A 13,889-nucleotide genomic window follows, 5' to 3' on the forward strand; every position below is an offset into this window, starting at 1 on the left:
CGGGACGGAGGCCGTACGGGGGCCGGGCGAAGGCCGTACGGGGGCCGTACGGAGGCCGGGAGGATGCGCTGGGCGGAGGCGGGGCTGCCGGGGCTTGCGGACGGTCGCGGGCCTGTTCACGGGCCTGTTCGCGGGCCTGTTCGCGGGTCCGTTCGAGGTGGGCGGCGCAGGTGCGCGATGATGGACGGGGCCGGGCGACCTGTCAGGAAACGTCCCCGCCCGTGTCCGTACGCCGAACCTTGGAGAACCCCTCATGGCCCCGCGCATCCTGCTGGCCCGCCACGGGCAGACCGAGTGGTCGCTGACCGGGAAGCACACCGGCAGGACGGACATCCCGTTGCTCGACGAGGGCAGGCGCGGCGCCAAGCTGCTCGGCGAGCGGCTGCACCGCGCGCCCTGGAACGGCCTGCCCGACGTCGAGGTGCGCACGAGCCCGCTCGTCCGCGCGCGCGAGACCTGCGACATCGCGGGCTTCGGCGACCGCGCGCGGGAGTGGGACACGCTCATGGAGTTCGACTACGGCGCGTACGAGGGCATGACCCCCGCCGAGATCCACGCGGTCCGGCCCGGCTGGCTGCTCTGGCGCGACGGCGTCCCGGTGGGGGAGAGCCTCGCCGAGGTGTCGGCGCGCGCCGACGAGGTCGTGGACTGGGCCCGGTCCGCCGACCGCGACGTGCTCGTCTTCGCGCACGGTCACATCCTGCGCACCATCGGCGCCCGCTGGCTGGGCCTCCCCATCGGCTTCGGCGCCCGTATCCGCCTCAACCCGACGTCCCTGTCGGTTCTGGGGTGGGCGTACGGGGAGCCGGCGATCGAGGCGTGGAACGAGACGGGGCACCTGGAGGGCTAGCTCGCATATTCGGGAAGATTCGGGAAGATTCGGGAAGGGGCGATCACGCCTGTCGCGGCACATGCGCGTGGCGGTCCAGGAAGGTCGCGACCGTGGGATTGCGGCGGTGCGGGAGCAGCACGCGCGCGGTGGTGGCCAGTATCGACTGGATCCGGGAGGACTGGACCTCGTCCAGAAGGTCGAGCACGCGGCTGCCCGCCTCCGCCGCCTCGTCCGGTCGCCCCGCGCGCGCCAGGTCGTCCGCCGCCTCCGCCGTGTACAGCGCGATGTTGCGCGTGAAGTGCGGGGTCTGCGTCGCGGCGACGTGGGCGGCGCGCTGGGCGTGCCGGGCGGCGCGGGCCCACTGGCCGAGCGCCGACCAGCACTGCGCCTCCAGGCCCTCCAGCTCGGCCTCGTGGTAGAAGCTCATCCACTCGGGGTCGCCGTCCGGATCGCCGCGGCCGAACAGCGCCTGCGCCCGCAGCAGCGCCTGCTCGCACCCCGCGCGGTCGCCGAGCAGCGCGTACGCCCCGGCCTCGCGCAGCGCGAGCAGGGACAGCAGCCGCGTCGAACCCCGCTCACGCGCGGAGCGCTGCGCCGCCTGCGCCGCCCGCACCGCCTCGCGCGGGCGGCCCGCGTCCCGCGCGAGGAACGACATGTTGCAGAAGGCGTGCGCCTCCAGGGCCGCGTCGCCCGCCATCCGGGCCGTCGCGAGCGCTTCCGCGTAGTGCGAGCGGGCGTCGTCGAAGCGGCCCGAGTCGTGCGCCAACCAGCCCACGGAGATGGCCAGTTCACCCGCCCCCGCGTGCAGCCGCTCCGACGTGGACCGGCGTGCGGTCCCCGCGTCGAGCAGCGCGAACGCGTTGCGCAGCGGCGCCGCCGCCCGCCGGTACAGGCCGTCGGCGCCGTGCCGGTCGTCGAGCAGCCGGATGCGGCGTACGGCCTCCTCCACCGCGTCGGCCTCGGTCTGGCCGACCCGGCGGGGCGCGGCGGCGGCCTCGGACTTGAGGGGGCCCGTGAGCCCCAGGGAGGCGGCGGCCACGGTGGCCGTGCTCCCGGTCATGAATGCGCGACGCAGCACGTCGCTCTCCTCGGTGCTCGGATGCTCTGCGTTCAGCCGGTCGTGCGGGTACGGGTCCGGCGGGTACCGGTCCGCAAGGCCGTACGGGTACGGGTCCGCGGGGTCGTACGGGTACGGGCCCGCGGGGTCGTACGGGTACGGGCCCGCGGGGTGTCCGGCGCCCGTGCCGGTCCTGACGCGCGCGGACCGGCCCCGTACCGACTCGCGCGGCGCGAACCCCAGGTCGGCCAGCGTCCGGCCCGGGAACAGGTGCAGGAACACCCGCTCGTACGCGTAGTTGGGGCAGCGGATCTCGCCTGCCTCGACCCGGCCGATGTAGCGCGCGTCGCACGCGACCCGCTCACCGATCTCCAGGCCGGCCCGGCGCACCGCGGCCGCGAACTCGCCCGGCGACAGCTGCCCGCGCAGCCGCCGGAAGGCGAGATTCGGCCGGGGAGACCCCGCTGACGATGTCATCGGTGACGACGCCATTGGCCAAACCCTCTCGTGCGGTTCATGCCGGAGCGCGCGCCGATGCCGCCCCTGTGGGGGGCTCATCGGCCGACTCCGACGGGGCACGAAAGTACCGGCTGTGACAGGACCGATACGCTGTGTTTGGCTACAAACCGGAAATCTCACGCCGGATCTGCCATGAACTGCCATCCGATGAGGCGGAGTTGCGCCGTAGCCGTTGACAGCGGGCCGCGTTGAACCATGCGGAGAAGGGGCTGCATCCGCGCCTTCGCGGACGAGGAGGTTTCCCTGGTGGAGGTGTACGGGCCGTCGCAGGGGTACGGGCCGCCGCTCGGCTCGGAGTGCGACCTGGTGACCGTCCCCGCCCGGCAGGGCCTGGAGGCCGTCGACATTCTGCGGCGGGGTGCCGCGCCCGCCGTCGGCCCGGTCCTGCACGACCGCAGCTGCGACACCCTCGGCTTCCTCGTCCCGCCCGGCACCGCCGCCGCCTGGGACCTGCCGGGCAGCGCCTGTACGCAGACCTTCGGGCGGTTCGACCCCGCGCCGCCGGTCGCGGGGGCGGGCTGGCTCCTCGCGCCCGGCGACGGCGGTCCGGTCACCGACCCGACGATGCTGCGGGCCGCGCTCGGCGAGGCGGCACGGCTCATCGAGGCGGCCGACAGCTGCCGTTGAGGGGCACCCGGCCCCGCGCACCCGCCCGCGCACCCGGCCCCGCCTACCCGGCCCCGCGTACCCGCCCGCGCACCCGGCCCCGCCTACCCGGCCCCGCGTACCCGCCCGCGCACCCGGCCCCGCCTACCCGGCCCCGCGTACCCGCCCGCGCACCCGGCCCCGCGTGCAGGGGGCGGCGGGCCGGAACCCGCGCGGGCGTCGATAATGGGCTGATGGCCAGAAGGAAGCGCGACGCGGAAGCCGTCGTCGAAGAAGTGGACGGCGGACTGGCCGAGCTCATCCCGGACCCGGACCGCACGCGCGCGTGGACGCTGCTCGTCGACGGCGCCCCGCAGTCCCACGTGGACCTCGACGACCCCGCCCACCTCGACTTCGCGTACCAGCGCAGGCTCGGCCACATCGTCGACCTGAGCGCCCCCGCCGGCAGGCCCGTGCGTGCCGTGCACCTCGGCGGCGGTGCCTTCACCCTCGCCCGGTACGTCGCGGCGACCCGGCCGCGCTCCACCCAGCAGGTCGTCGAGCGGGACGCCGCCCTCGTCCAACTGGTCCGCCGCGAGCTGCCGTTGGACCCGCAGGCGCGGGTGCGGGTGCGGTCCGTGGACGCCCGCGCGGGGCTCGCGAGGATTCCCGACGGCTGGGCCGACCTGGTCGTCGCCGACGTCTTCAGCGCCGCGCGCACGCCCGCGCACCTGACGAGCGCCGAGTTCCTCACGGACGTACGCCGGGTCCTCGCGCCCGGCGGGCACTACGCCGCGAACCTGGCCGACGGGCCGCCGCTCGCGCATCTGCGCCGCCAGATCGCCACCGCGGCCGGGCTCTTCCCCGAGATGGCGCTCGCCGCCGATCCGGCTGTGCTGCGCGGGAAGCGGTTCGGGAACGCGGTGCTGCTCGCCTCGGACGGGCCGCTGCCCCTCGCCGAGCTGACCCGGAGGATCGCGGGGGATCCGCATCCGGGGCGGGTGTTGCACGGGGCGGCGCTGGTCGGCTTCACGGGTGGGGCGGCCGCGGTGACGGATGCCACGGCGTCGGCGTCCCCGGCTCCGCCGCCGGGGGTGTTCCGGTAGCGGGTCGGTGACGGGGCACGGCTCAGCGCTCGTCCACCTGCACCCGCGGCGCGTGATCGTGCCACGTGCAGAACACCGACACCTCACGCCCGCCTTGCGTGAACGTGACGCGGATCCACCGCTCCTGCTTCCACACCTGCATCTGCCAGCCCGAGTCCGGTGTCGCCGAGACCAGTTCGGCGGAGGACCGGCCCATCTCGAACACGACCCGGCCGCCCGCGACCGTATAGCTCTTCACGTCCCCCGAAGGAGCCCCCTCGCCGGGGTCCGGGCTGTTCGCAGGCGCCGACGGCCGGTCCGGGGAACTGGAGCCGCCGCCCGAGGACGAGGACCCGCTGGACCCGCCGGACTCGCCCGACCCGCCGGACCCGCTCCGCTCCGGTTCCGGTTCCGGCGTCGCACGCGGCCGGTGCGTGGACGAGGCCCGCGGACTCGCGCCCTGTGCCGGGGAGCCGTCCGAGCCGCCCGCAAGAGGCACCGCCCGCGGCCGGTCGTACGCCGTGCCCGACATCACCGTGTGCACACCCCACCAGGACAGCGTGACCGCCGCCCCAGTGGCGAGCGTCCACGCCAGGCCGTGTACGAGTCCTCGTTGCCGCATCGCGGGCCATCCTGCCCCATGCGCCGCGGCCCTGTCCCGGGCCCTTCGTCCCGTGACCGCCGTCCCCCGTATGGCGTACGGTGCCGCCCATGGCAAGTGTGCTCGTCGTCGAGGACGACCAGTTCGTGCGCTCCGCCCTCATCCGGCACCTGACCGATGCCTCCCACACCGTACGGAGCGTCGGCACGGCCCTTGAGGCGCTGCGCGAGGTCGCCCATATCCGCTTTGACGTGGTGATCCTCGACCTCGGTCTGCCCGATCTCGACGGCTCCGAGGCGCTGAAGATGCTCCGCGGCATCACCGACGTACCCGTGATCATCGCCACCGCCCGGGACGACGAGACCGAGATCGTCCGGCTCCTCAACGACGGCGCCGACGACTACCTCACCAAGCCGTTCTCCGTCGAGCACCTCTCCGCCCGGATGGCGGCCGTGCTGCGCCGCGCCGGTTCCGGGAGCGGCGGTGCCGAGGCCGCGCTCTCGCGGGTGCTCCGGGTCGGCGGGCTCGCCATCGACCCGCTGCGCCGCCAGGCCGAACTCGACGGCGCCCCGCTCGACCTCACCCGCCGCGAGTTCGACCTGCTCACCTTCCTCGCGGGCCGGCCCGGAGTCGTCGTACCCCGCAAGGAACTCCTCGCCGAGGTCTGGCAGCAGTCGTACGGGGACGACCAGACGATCGACGTCCATCTGTCGTGGCTGCGGCGGAAGTTGGGGGAGACGGCGGCGCGGCCGCGCTATCTGCACACGCTGCGCGGCGTCGGCGTCAAGCTGGAGCCCCCGCAGGCCGGGCTGGGGCCTCCGCAGTGAGATGGGCCCTGGTCAAGGTGTGTCTGGCCGTGACCACGATGGTCGTCGTCGCCTTCGCGGTGCCGCTCGGCCTGGTGATCCGGGAGATGGCCGCCGACCGGGCCTACTCCAACGCCGAACGCCAGGCCGCCGCCATCGGCCCCACCCTCTCCATCACCACCGACCGCGACCAGCTCACCCGCGCCGTCGCCTCCACCCAGGCGGGCGCCGACGGGCGGATGGCCGTGCACATTCCGGCCGTCGGCGACGATCCGGCCCTTGAAGTCGGCCGGCGCCGGGCCGCCCAGGCCGACCTGGACCGCACCCGGGAGATCGCAAGACCGTCCATCACGGCCGCCCCCGACGGCACCGCCCTGCTCCAGCCCACCGCGCTCGGCTCCGGCGATATCGCGATCGTCGAGGTCTTCGTGCCCGAGGGCGAGTTGAGCAACGGCGTCACCACGGCCTGGCTGGTGCTCGCGGGCGTCGGCATCGCGCTGATCATCGGCTCGGTGGCGGTCGCGGACCGGCTCGGCGTACGGCTCATCCAGCCCGCCGAGCGGCTCGCGGGCGCCGCGCGCGACCTCGGCGAGGGCAAGCTCACCGCGCGCGTGCCCGAGGACGGGCCGACCGAGCTGAAGCAGGCCGCGGTCGCCTTCAACTCCATGGCCGACCAGGTCGTCCAACTCCTCGCCAACGAAAGGGAGTTGGCCGCGGACCTGTCGCACCGCCTGCGCACCCCGCTGACCGTGCTCCGGCTCAACGCGGCCTCCCTCGGCGAGGGGCCGGCCGCCGACCAGACGCGGGCGGCCGTCGAGCAGCTGGAGTCCGAGGTCGACACGATCATCCGCACCGCGCGCGAGGCCAAGCCCGCCCCCGCGGCCGGCAAGTCCGGCGCGGGCTGCGACGCCGCCGAGGTGATCCGGGAACGGATGGCGTTCTGGTCGGCGCTCGCCGAGGACGAGGCGCGCAAGGTGCGGGTCGCGGGCGTCGACGCCCCCGTGCACGTGCCGGTGGCCCGCCCCGACCTGACCGCCGCCCTGGACGCGCTGCTCGGCAACGTCTTCCGGCACACGCCCGAGGGCACCGGCTTCGCGGTCGACGTGCACCGGGCCGAGGACGCGGTGATCGTGCTGGTCTCCGACGCGGGCCCCGGCATCCCCGACCCCGAGGCCGCGCTCGCCCGCGGCAGCGGCCGGGGCGGCACCGTCGGCTCGACCGGCCTCGGCCTCGACATCGTCCGGCAGCTGGCCGAGTCGACCGGCGGCGACGTCCGCGTCGGCAGCTCCGTGCTCGGCGGTGCGGAGATCCGCGTCTGGCTGCAACGCGACGCCCGCCGTCCGGCCGCGGGGCGGCGCGGGCACCGGGGGACGGTCCGGCGCCGGAGACGGGCGGCGTCCGCGTCGGCGTAGGCGGCTTCAGCTCGATTCCCGTGATGTTCCCAAGGGCGGGGACACGACGAAGGCCCGACCTGTTTTCGCAGGTCGGGCCTTCGTACCCGAGGGTGAGTGACGGGACTTGAACCCGCGGCCACCTGGACCACAACCAGGTGCTCTACCAACTGAGCTACACCCACCATGACCGGTCGTTTTTCCGACCGGCCGAGAAAAAGTGTACAGGGTCCGAAGGGGTGCTCGCGCCCGCCTTTTCCTCGGCCGGTGACCGGGGCGGTTACTCGGCGCGCAGCACGTGCTTCGCGGCGATGGCCTTGGCCGTGTCCGAGTCCGGGCCGGGCTGCGGCACGAAGACCGCCTCGCGGTAGTACCGCAGCTCGGCGATGGACTCGCGGATGTCGGCGAGGGCCCGGTGGTTGCCGTTCTTCTCCGGGCTGTTGAAGTACGCCCGCGGGTACCAGCGCCGGGACAGCTCCTTGATGGAGGAGACGTCCACGATGCGGTAGTGCAGGTAGTCCTCCAGGGTCGGCATGTCCCGCAGCAGGAAGCCGCGGTCGGTGCCGACCGAGTTCCCGCAGAGCGGCGCCTTGCCCGGCTCCTTGACGTGCTCACGTACGTACGCGAGCACCTGCTCCTCGGCGTCGGCGAGGGTGGTGCCGGACGCCAGCTCGTCGAGGAGGCCCGAGGCGGTGTGCATGGTGCGCACCACCTCGGGCATCGTCTGCAGGGCGGCGTCCGGCGGGCGGATCACGATGTCCACGCCTTCGCCGAGCACGTTCAGCTCCGAGTCGGTGACCAGCGCGGCCACCTCGATAAGTGCGTCGTCCGTCAGCGAGAGCCCGGTCATCTCGCAGTCGATCCACACCATGCGATCGTTCATGTGTCTCAGCCTACGGGGCGTTCCCGCTGACCGGGGAGCGTCGCGCGGGCGGCGGCGTACAGATCGGAGCCGTGTCTTCCGGTGTCGAGCGAGGCCGAGGCCGTGGCCGTGGCGCCCGGCAGCCCGAACGAGCTGGCCGCGGCCGCGCGCCGGGACTGCGAGGGCAGCGGACCCGGGCCCTCCACCACGTCGGCCGGCCTCTCGTGCTGCGGCCTGCGGGCGCGGTAGGCGGCCCGGTAGGCGGCGGGCGATGAGCCGAGCTGGCGGCGGAAGTGGCCGCGCAGCGCCACCGGGGAGCGGAACCCGCAGCGTCCGGCGACCTCGTCGACGGAGTAGTCGGAGGTCTCCAGGAGCCGCTGGGCCTGCAGCACCCGCTGGGTGATCAGCCACTGCAGGGGGGCGCTTCCGGTGAGCGAGCGGAACCTGCGGTCGAAGGTCCGCCTGCTCATGTACGCGCGGGCCGCGAGCGTCTCCACGTCGAACTGCTCGTGCAGGTGCTCCAGGGCCCAGGCGACGACCTCGGCGAGCGGGTCGGCGCCGATCTCCTCCGGTAAAGACCTGTCGAGGTAGCGCTCCTGGCCGCCGGTGCGCCGCGGCGGCACGACGAGCCTGCGGGCGAGCGCCCCTGCGGCCTCCGTGCCGTGGTCGGTGCGGACGATGTGCAGGCACAGGTCGATGCCCGCGGCCGTGCCCGCCGAGGTGAGGACGTCCCCGTCGTCCACGAAGAGCTCGCGCGGGTCGACGTGGACGGACGGGTAGCGCTTGGCGAGCGTCGGCGCGTACATCCAGTGGGTGGTGGCGGGGCGGCCGTCGAGCAGCCCTGCGGCCGCGAGGACGAACGCCCCGGTGCACAGGCCGACGATGCGCGCGCCCTCTTCGTGCGCGCGGCGCAGCGCGTCGAGTGCTGCCTCCGGCGGTGGCGAGGTGATCGAGCGCCAGGCCGGCACGACGACGGTGCCCGCGCGCGCGATGGCCTCCAGGCCGTGGGGCGCGGTGAGTTCGAGTCCCCCTGTGGTGCGCAGCGGGCCGTCCTCGCCCGCGCACACGAGAAGTCGGTATCGCGGCACTCCGGCGTCCTGCCGGTCGATGCCGAAGACGGAGAGCGGTATGGAGCTCTCGAAGATGGGTCCGCCGCTGAACAGCAGCACGGCGACGATTTCTCTGCGCCGGCGCCCGGAGAGCTTGCGCACGGCGCCCTCCGGTGCGGCTGCGGAGTCGTGGCTCACGGTGCTAAGCCCCCCTCGGTGGTAGCGGCGCCCCTCACTTGCCGGGCCTGTCGCTCCTGCACACTGCTTCTAGACTTCACAGCCCCTCGGTCCTGCACGAGTCCCCCGCCCAGACGGTCATGATCGAATCTACTGTGTCCCGTCGCGTCCTCGTGACCAGTTCAGCACCAGGCTCAATGTCGACAATGCGGCGTGGCGTGAAGCGTTCGGTCACGAAGCGTCGCACTCAGGCGCGTTCCGGGGAAGGGTGCAGCGGGCCTGTGGCCGGTCCCCGTAAGGGTTGTACGCCTCTTCGAGGGCATCTGGCGCTGCTGGAAAGGGGATTGGGGGGCGCCTGGACCACGGGCGGCGCGCCGTCGCCAGTTTGGCTGAAAAGAATCGAAAGCGCTCGGCTCATTCACGCCCACGCTGCGTGCGGTTCCGGCCGCCCGCCGATCGCCGCGACGGGTGCGCGCCCCGCCCGGCCCGCCGGCCCCGCACCGCTTCGCGTTCTGTTCCGCGAGCAAACTGGGCCGCACTCCGCTCGGACCTGCGCAGCAGTATCCGGCACACCGCGGTGACCGCCGCGAGCCCGAGCGCGGACCCTGCGGCCCCGCCCAGCGAGGTCCCGTACACGACAAGCACGACCGGTACGAGCACACAGCTGAACGCGGCCCAGCCGACCACGTCCCCGGATGCGGTGCGGGCCGGGCGGTCGGGGGTGGACGTGGTGTGCGGCCTTGGCACGGAGCTGCTCCCTGGGACGTGGGTTCACGCCTTCAACGCACGGCGAAGCGCCCAGGTCACTGGGGTGCGCGGGCCCGGCGGGCGGTCTCGGGGGCGCGCGGTGGCATATCTCGCCGAAGCGCGGGTAACGGCCCGGGGCAGAAGCCTGTACGGGGCAGCGACCGTTGCGATACGGGGCGGGCTCGTGCATGCTCCCGGGGAACGCGGCGGACGCCGCCTCGGGACCTGGGCAGGAGAGGAGTGTCGCCGTACCCTTGGGGGTATGGGGTTGGGAAGATGTTTCCCGGCCGCGGCTCCAGGCCGTGTGCCGCTCCTGCTCGATGAACCCGATGAAAAGTCGCCCCTCTCACCGAGGACTTCCTTCAGCCGAGACACCGATGGCCGGTCACGAATTCCCCGAACCCGCAGACCGCAAGCGGCAGGTCGCCGATCCGACGACACCGCGGGCGGAACCTCAGCCGCGCCATGCCTGCGACCCCGCCTTCAAACACGGCGTCGTGGTCGGCTTCGACGGCTCCACGTCCAGTGAGCGCGCCCTCGCGTACGCCATCGGCATGGCCAGCCGCTCCGGCTCGGGCCTGATCATCGTGCACGTCGCCAACCGGCTGCCCACCACCGTGTGGGCGGGCTGCGAACCCCCGGTCTTCGTCGACGTCCCGGACCACCGCACCGAAGTGCTCGGCCTCGAACTGGCCTGCGCGGAGTATCTGTCCGAGGTGCCGTGGATCCTGGTCGAGCGCGGCGGGGACATCTGCCACGAACTCGAAGAGGTGGGCCGGGAGTACGAGGCGGACGCCATCGTCGTCGGCTCCACGCACGGTCTCGTGGGCCGCATCTTCGGCTCCGTCGCGGGCCGGCTCGCGCGCCGGGCGCAGCGCCCCGTGATCGTCATTCCGTAGCGATCGTCATTCCGTAGCGCGCGCCCCTCAATACCCGCCTTCCGGCGGTGAGTTCGTAACGTACCCGCTGAAACTACCCACGCGTAGAGGTGCTTTGTGCCCTTGTGAAGGGTACGTATGTCAAGGGTGCGTATGGCACGGAGCGTGCTGCCGGGTCGGGGGGTGACGGCCACCGGCCGGGGCAGCGTCCCGGGCCGGGGTGATGGGCGACTCCGGCCACCGAAAGAACGACCCCCTGTGTGCAAGGTGGCGCGCACAGGGGGTCGTTCAAGGCGTGGACTCCTACTCGACGGTGACCGACTTGGCCAGGTTGCGCGGCTTGTCGATGTCCCGGCCGAGGCTCAACGCCGTGTGGTAGGCGAGGAGTTGGAGCGGGATGCCCATCAGGATCGGGTCCAGTTCGGGCTCGTTCTTCGGGACGACGACGGTGTGGTCGGCCTTCTCCTGCTCCTGGTGCGCGACGGCGAGGATGCGGCCGCTGCGGGCCTTGATCTCCTCAAGGGCGGCGCGGTTCTTCTCCAGGAGGTCGTCGTCCGGGACGATCGCGACGGTCGGCAGCGCGGGCTCGATCAGGGCGAGCGGCCCGTGCTTCAGCTCCGAGGCGGGGTACGCCTCGGCGTGGATGTACGAGATCTCCTTGAGCTTGAGGGAGGCCTCCAGGGCGACCGGGTAGCCGCGCACACGCCCGATGAACATCATCGACTTGGCGTCCGCGTACTGGTCGGCCAGCTTCTTGATCTCCGCCTCGGCCTGAAGGATCTGCTGGATCTGCTCGGGCAGCCTGCGCAGGCCCTCGATGATCCGCTTGCCGTCGGAGACCGACAGGTCGCGGATGCGGCCCAGGTGCAGGGCGAGCAGCGCGAACGCGACGACGGTGTTGGTGAAGCACTTGGTGGAGACCACGCACACCTCGGGACCGGCGTGCACGTACATACCGCCGTCGGCCTCGCGGGCGATCGCCGAGCCGACCACGTTGACCACACCGAGGACGCGGGCGCCCTTGCGCTTCAGCTCCTGCACGGCGGCGAGCACGTCGTAGGTCTCGCCGGACTGGGAGACCGCGATGTAGAGGGTGTCGGGGTCGACGACCGGGTTGCGGTAGCGGAACTCCGAGGCGGGCTCGGCGTCGGCGGGGACGCGGGCGAGCGACTCGATGAGTCCTGCGCCGATCAGGCCCGCGTGGTAGCTCGTGCCGCAGCCGAGGATCTTGATGCGGCGGATGGTGCGGGCCTCGCGGGCGTCCAGGTTGAGGCCGCCGAGGCGCACGGTGGCGAAGCGCTCGTCGATCCGGCCGCGCAGCACGCGGTCCACGGCGTCGGGCTGCTCGCTGATCTCCTTGTGCATGTACGTGTCGTGGCCGCCCATGTCGTACGACTCGGCCTCCCACTCGACGGTGGTGGGCTCGGCGGTCGTGCGGGTGCCGGAGGTGGTGTACGTACGGAAGTCGTCGGCCTTGATCGTGGCCATCTCACCGTCGTCCAGGGTGACGACCTGGCGGGTGTGGGAGACGAGCGCGGCGACGTCCGAGGCGACGAACATCTCCTTCTCGCCGATGCCCAGGACGACCGGGGAGCCGTTGCGGGCGACGACGATGCGGTCCGGGAAGTCGGCGTGCAGGACGGCGACGCCGTACGTGCCCTCGATCAGCTTGAGGGACTGGCGGACCTTCTCCTCCAGGGTGTCCGCGTCGTTGCGGGCGATGAGGTGGGTGAGGACCTCGGTGTCGGTCTCGGAGAGGAACTCCACGCCCTCGGCGGTGAGTTTGGCGCGCAGGTCCGAGGCGTTGTCGATGATGCCGTTGTGGACGACGGCGACCTTGCCCTCGGCGTCCATGTGCGGGTGCGCGTTCTCGTCGGAGGGGGCGCCGTGGGTGGCCCAGCGGGTGTGGGCGATGCCGGTGGTGCCGGCGAAGCGCTTGGGTACGCGGGCCTCCAGGTCACGGACACGGCCCTTGGCCTTGACCATCTTCAGGCCGGCGGCCTTCGGGCTGGTGACGACGACGCCGGCCGAGTCGTAGCCGCGGTACTCCAGGCGCTGCAGGCCTTCGAGCAGGAGGGGGGCCACGTCACGCTTGCCGATGTATCCGACGATTCCGCACATATGGGTGTGTTTCCTAGCACTAGACGCAGTAGACGCAGTTGGCGCAGCTGACGATCAGCCGTAGACGATGCGGCGCAGTTGCCGGAGCGAGAGCTCGGGCGGCGCGACCGCGCGGTAGCGCAGATCCGTGGAGATCTGCTCGAAGATCACCGCGTTCACCAGGCCCTGACCCTGGAGTTCGCGGTGGCGGCGACGGACGAACTCCTCGGTCGTCTCGTCGAAGTAGGCGAGGACGTCCTGGACCACGCGCAGGGCTTCGCCCCGCTGGAGCGGGGTGCTGCGGGTGAGGTGGTCGATGAGGTCGTCGTGCACCCGGTGCATCCTGCGGGATGGGGGGTTCCTTCGCAAGGAACCTGCCCGGATTCGGGCAGGGGTGTGTCGTTTCCCGGCCCGCCCCTTACCGCCCTTTCCCGTGGACATACATCATTCTGGTACATGGGCTATGTTTGGTACATGCCGATGAAGCGCACCAATGTCTATGCCGACCCGGAAGACCTCGCCATCATCAAGGAGGCGGCCCGGCGCCGGGGGATCAGTGAGGCCGAGATCATCCGCCAAGGCATCCACCTCGCTGCCCTGGCCAATCGCGTCTGGGACGAGCCGCTCTTCTCGCGGACGTTTGAGGGATCCGGCCGTACCCCTGCCAAGGGTGATGTGCGCGACGCGGTCGCCGACGCCGTAGGGCGCGACACCGGGACCGCCGAGTGATCATCGTCATCGCGGACACCTCCGGTCTTCTGGCGGCGCTCGATTCGAGGCACCCCGAACACCAGTCGTCGAACGAAGCGATCATGGCGGCCGGCCTGCTGGTGATGTCGCCTCTGTTGCTCGCCGAGATCGACCACGTGGCCACGCGTGAGCTCGGCCGTGAAGCCGCGCTCAGCGCGGTCGACGACATTCGGCTCTGGATGCGTCGCGGTCGCGTCGCCGTCCCCGAGATCACGGAGGACCACCTGGGAGTTGCCCAGTCCGTACGCGCCCGCTACCGCGCTCTCGACCTGGATCTGGCGGACGCTGTGAATGTGGCTCTCGCCGCCGACTACGACACCGATGCCGTGCTCACCCTCGACCGGCGCGATTTCCGTGCTGTGCGCCCGTTGGGCCGCCACAAGTCGTTCCGGGTGCTGCCCGACGATCTGCCGCTGTGAATCACCGGCCCCCGGGAGGACCGTCTCCGGG

15 protein-coding genes and 1 tRNA gene are annotated in these 13,889 nt (G+C 72.5%); 8 read left to right on the plus strand and 8 right to left on the minus strand.

Going from position 1 to position 13,889, the window contains the following annotated elements:
* The first annotated feature begins 253 nt into the window (after nt 1–253).
* Nucleotides 254–850 (plus strand): histidine phosphatase family protein, encoded by a 597-nt coding sequence (locus QIS99_RS12270; protein WP_282513252.1) that lies wholly within the window; start codon nt 254–256, stop codon nt 848–850.
* A 43-nt stretch (nt 851–893) separates the two neighbouring features.
* On the opposite strand, the gene QIS99_RS12275 is transcribed toward QIS99_RS12270, so the two are convergent.
* Nucleotides 894–2,381 carry a hypothetical protein gene (locus QIS99_RS12275; RefSeq protein ID WP_282513253.1) on the minus strand — a complete coding sequence of 496 codons (1,488 nt, stop codon included), beginning with the start codon at nt 2,379–2,381 and terminating at the stop codon, nt 894–896.
* A gap of 222 nt (nt 2,382–2,603) precedes the next feature.
* Here QIS99_RS12275 and QIS99_RS12280 point away from each other — a divergent pair, with 222 nt between their 5' ends.
* Together QIS99_RS12280 and QIS99_RS12285 are read left to right on the plus strand one after the other, a co-directional pair.
* Nucleotides 2,604–3,035, plus strand: a complete 432-nt coding sequence (locus tag QIS99_RS12280; RefSeq protein WP_282513254.1) for a hypothetical protein — start codon at nt 2,604–2,606, stop codon at nt 3,033–3,035.
* 212 nt (nt 3,036–3,247) lie between these two features.
* The gene (locus QIS99_RS12285) at nt 3,248–4,099 is read left to right on the plus strand and encodes a spermidine synthase (RefSeq protein WP_282513255.1); all 852 of its coding nucleotides are present in this window, start codon (nt 3,248–3,250) and stop codon (nt 4,097–4,099) included.
* 22 nt (nt 4,100–4,121) lie between these two features.
* Here the strand turns inward: QIS99_RS12285 and QIS99_RS12290 are convergent, their stop codons facing one another.
* The gene (locus QIS99_RS12290; RefSeq protein ID WP_282513256.1) at nt 4,122–4,700 is read right to left on the minus strand and encodes a hypothetical protein; all 579 of its coding nucleotides are present in this window, start codon (nt 4,698–4,700) and stop codon (nt 4,122–4,124) included.
* Between the two features lie 89 nt (nt 4,701–4,789).
* Here QIS99_RS12290 and QIS99_RS12295 point away from each other — a divergent pair, with 89 nt between their 5' ends.
* Both QIS99_RS12295 and QIS99_RS12300 read left to right on the plus strand, forming a co-directional pair.
* Nucleotides 4,790–5,506: a response regulator transcription factor gene (locus tag QIS99_RS12295; protein ID WP_282513257.1), complete on the plus strand. Its 717-nt coding sequence runs from the start codon at nt 4,790–4,792 to the stop codon at nt 5,504–5,506.
* Nucleotides 5,503–6,897 carry a HAMP domain-containing sensor histidine kinase gene (locus tag QIS99_RS12300; protein WP_282513258.1) on the plus strand — a complete coding sequence of 465 codons (1,395 nt, stop codon included), beginning with the start codon at nt 5,503–5,505 and terminating at the stop codon, nt 6,895–6,897. Before QIS99_RS12295 ends, QIS99_RS12300 begins: the two co-directional genes overlap by 4 nt.
* 91 nt (nt 6,898–6,988) lie before the next feature.
* On the opposite strand, the gene QIS99_RS12305 is transcribed toward QIS99_RS12300, so the two are convergent.
* From QIS99_RS12305 to QIS99_RS12320, 4 genes are all read right to left on the minus strand, one after another.
* Nucleotides 6,989–7,061: transfer RNA gene (locus tag QIS99_RS12305), tRNA-His, on the minus strand.
* Between the two features lie 95 nt (nt 7,062–7,156).
* Nucleotides 7,157–7,759 carry an oligoribonuclease gene (gene orn, locus QIS99_RS12310; protein ID WP_282513259.1) on the minus strand — a complete coding sequence of 201 codons (603 nt, stop codon included), beginning with the start codon at nt 7,757–7,759 and terminating at the stop codon, nt 7,157–7,159.
* Nucleotides 7,760–7,764: 5 nt separating this feature from the next.
* Nucleotides 7,765–8,985: a helix-turn-helix domain-containing protein gene (locus QIS99_RS12315; protein ID WP_282513260.1), complete on the minus strand. Its 1,221-nt coding sequence runs from the start codon at nt 8,983–8,985 to the stop codon at nt 7,765–7,767.
* A 393-nt stretch (nt 8,986–9,378) separates the two neighbouring features.
* Nucleotides 9,379–9,711 (minus strand): hypothetical protein, encoded by a 333-nt coding sequence (locus QIS99_RS12320; RefSeq protein ID WP_282513261.1) that lies wholly within the window; start codon nt 9,709–9,711, stop codon nt 9,379–9,381.
* 377 nt (nt 9,712–10,088) lie between these two features.
* On the opposite strand from QIS99_RS12320, the gene QIS99_RS12325 reads away from it, so the two are divergent.
* Entirely contained in the window at nt 10,089–10,610 is a 522-nt protein-coding gene (locus tag QIS99_RS12325; protein WP_282513262.1) for a universal stress protein, read from the plus strand.
* 282 nt (nt 10,611–10,892) lie between these two features.
* Here the strand turns inward: QIS99_RS12325 and glmS are convergent, their stop codons facing one another.
* Both glmS and QIS99_RS12335 read right to left on the minus strand, forming a co-directional pair.
* Nucleotides 10,893–12,710: a glutamine--fructose-6-phosphate transaminase (isomerizing) gene (glmS, locus tag QIS99_RS12330; protein ID WP_282513263.1), complete on the minus strand. Its 1,818-nt coding sequence runs from the start codon at nt 12,708–12,710 to the stop codon at nt 10,893–10,895.
* Between the two features lie 54 nt (nt 12,711–12,764).
* Complete coding sequence (locus QIS99_RS12335) at nt 12,765–13,022, minus strand: hypothetical protein (protein ID WP_282513264.1); 258 nt, start codon at nt 13,020–13,022, stop codon at nt 12,765–12,767.
* 141 nt (nt 13,023–13,163) lie between these two features.
* On the opposite strand from QIS99_RS12335, the gene QIS99_RS12340 reads away from it, so the two are divergent.
* On the plus strand, nt 13,164–13,418 hold the full coding sequence (locus tag QIS99_RS12340; RefSeq protein ID WP_282513265.1) for a ribbon-helix-helix domain-containing protein: 255 nt from the start codon (nt 13,164–13,166) through the stop codon (nt 13,416–13,418).
* Nucleotides 13,415–13,858: a PIN domain-containing protein gene (locus QIS99_RS12345; RefSeq protein ID WP_282513266.1), complete on the plus strand. Its 444-nt coding sequence runs from the start codon at nt 13,415–13,417 to the stop codon at nt 13,856–13,858. Before QIS99_RS12340 ends, QIS99_RS12345 begins: the two co-directional genes overlap by 4 nt.
* Nucleotides 13,859–13,889: the final 31 nt, after the last annotated feature.

The organism is Streptomyces solicavernae (assembly GCF_029968095.1).
In the GTDB taxonomy this organism is placed as follows: Bacteria; Actinomycetota; Actinomycetes; order Streptomycetales; family Streptomycetaceae; genus Streptomyces; species Streptomyces solicavernae.

What these genes read in the sequence shown, in the direction of transcription:
- QIS99_RS12340 (WP_282513265.1), top strand. Translation starts at nt 13,164, where the DNA reads ATGCCGATGAAGCGCACCAATGTCTATGCCGACCCGGAAGACCTCGCC.
- QIS99_RS12285 (WP_282513255.1), top strand. Translation starts at nt 3,248, where the DNA reads ATGGCCAGAAGGAAGCGCGACGCGGAAGCCGTCGTCGAAGAAGTGGAC.
- QIS99_RS12280 (WP_282513254.1), top strand. Translation starts at nt 2,604, where the DNA reads ATGCGGAGAAGGGGCTGCATCCGCGCCTTCGCGGACGAGGAGGTTTCC.
- QIS99_RS12275 (WP_282513253.1), bottom strand. Translation starts at nt 2,381, where the DNA reads ATGGCGTCGTCACCGATGACATCGTCAGCGGGGTCTCCCCGGCCGAAT.
- QIS99_RS12325 (WP_282513262.1), top strand. Translation starts at nt 10,089, where the DNA reads ATGGCCGGTCACGAATTCCCCGAACCCGCAGACCGCAAGCGGCAGGTC.
- orn (WP_282513259.1), bottom strand. Translation starts at nt 7,759, where the DNA reads ATGAACGATCGCATGGTGTGGATCGACTGCGAGATGACCGGGCTCTCG.
- glmS (WP_282513263.1), bottom strand. Translation starts at nt 12,710, where the DNA reads ATGTGCGGAATCGTCGGATACATCGGCAAGCGTGACGTGGCCCCCCTC.
- QIS99_RS12290 (WP_282513256.1), bottom strand. Translation starts at nt 4,700, where the DNA reads ATGCGGCAACGAGGACTCGTACACGGCCTGGCGTGGACGCTCGCCACT.
- QIS99_RS12270 (WP_282513252.1), top strand. Translation starts at nt 254, where the DNA reads ATGGCCCCGCGCATCCTGCTGGCCCGCCACGGGCAGACCGAGTGGTCG.
- QIS99_RS12295 (WP_282513257.1), top strand. Translation starts at nt 4,790, where the DNA reads ATGGCAAGTGTGCTCGTCGTCGAGGACGACCAGTTCGTGCGCTCCGCC.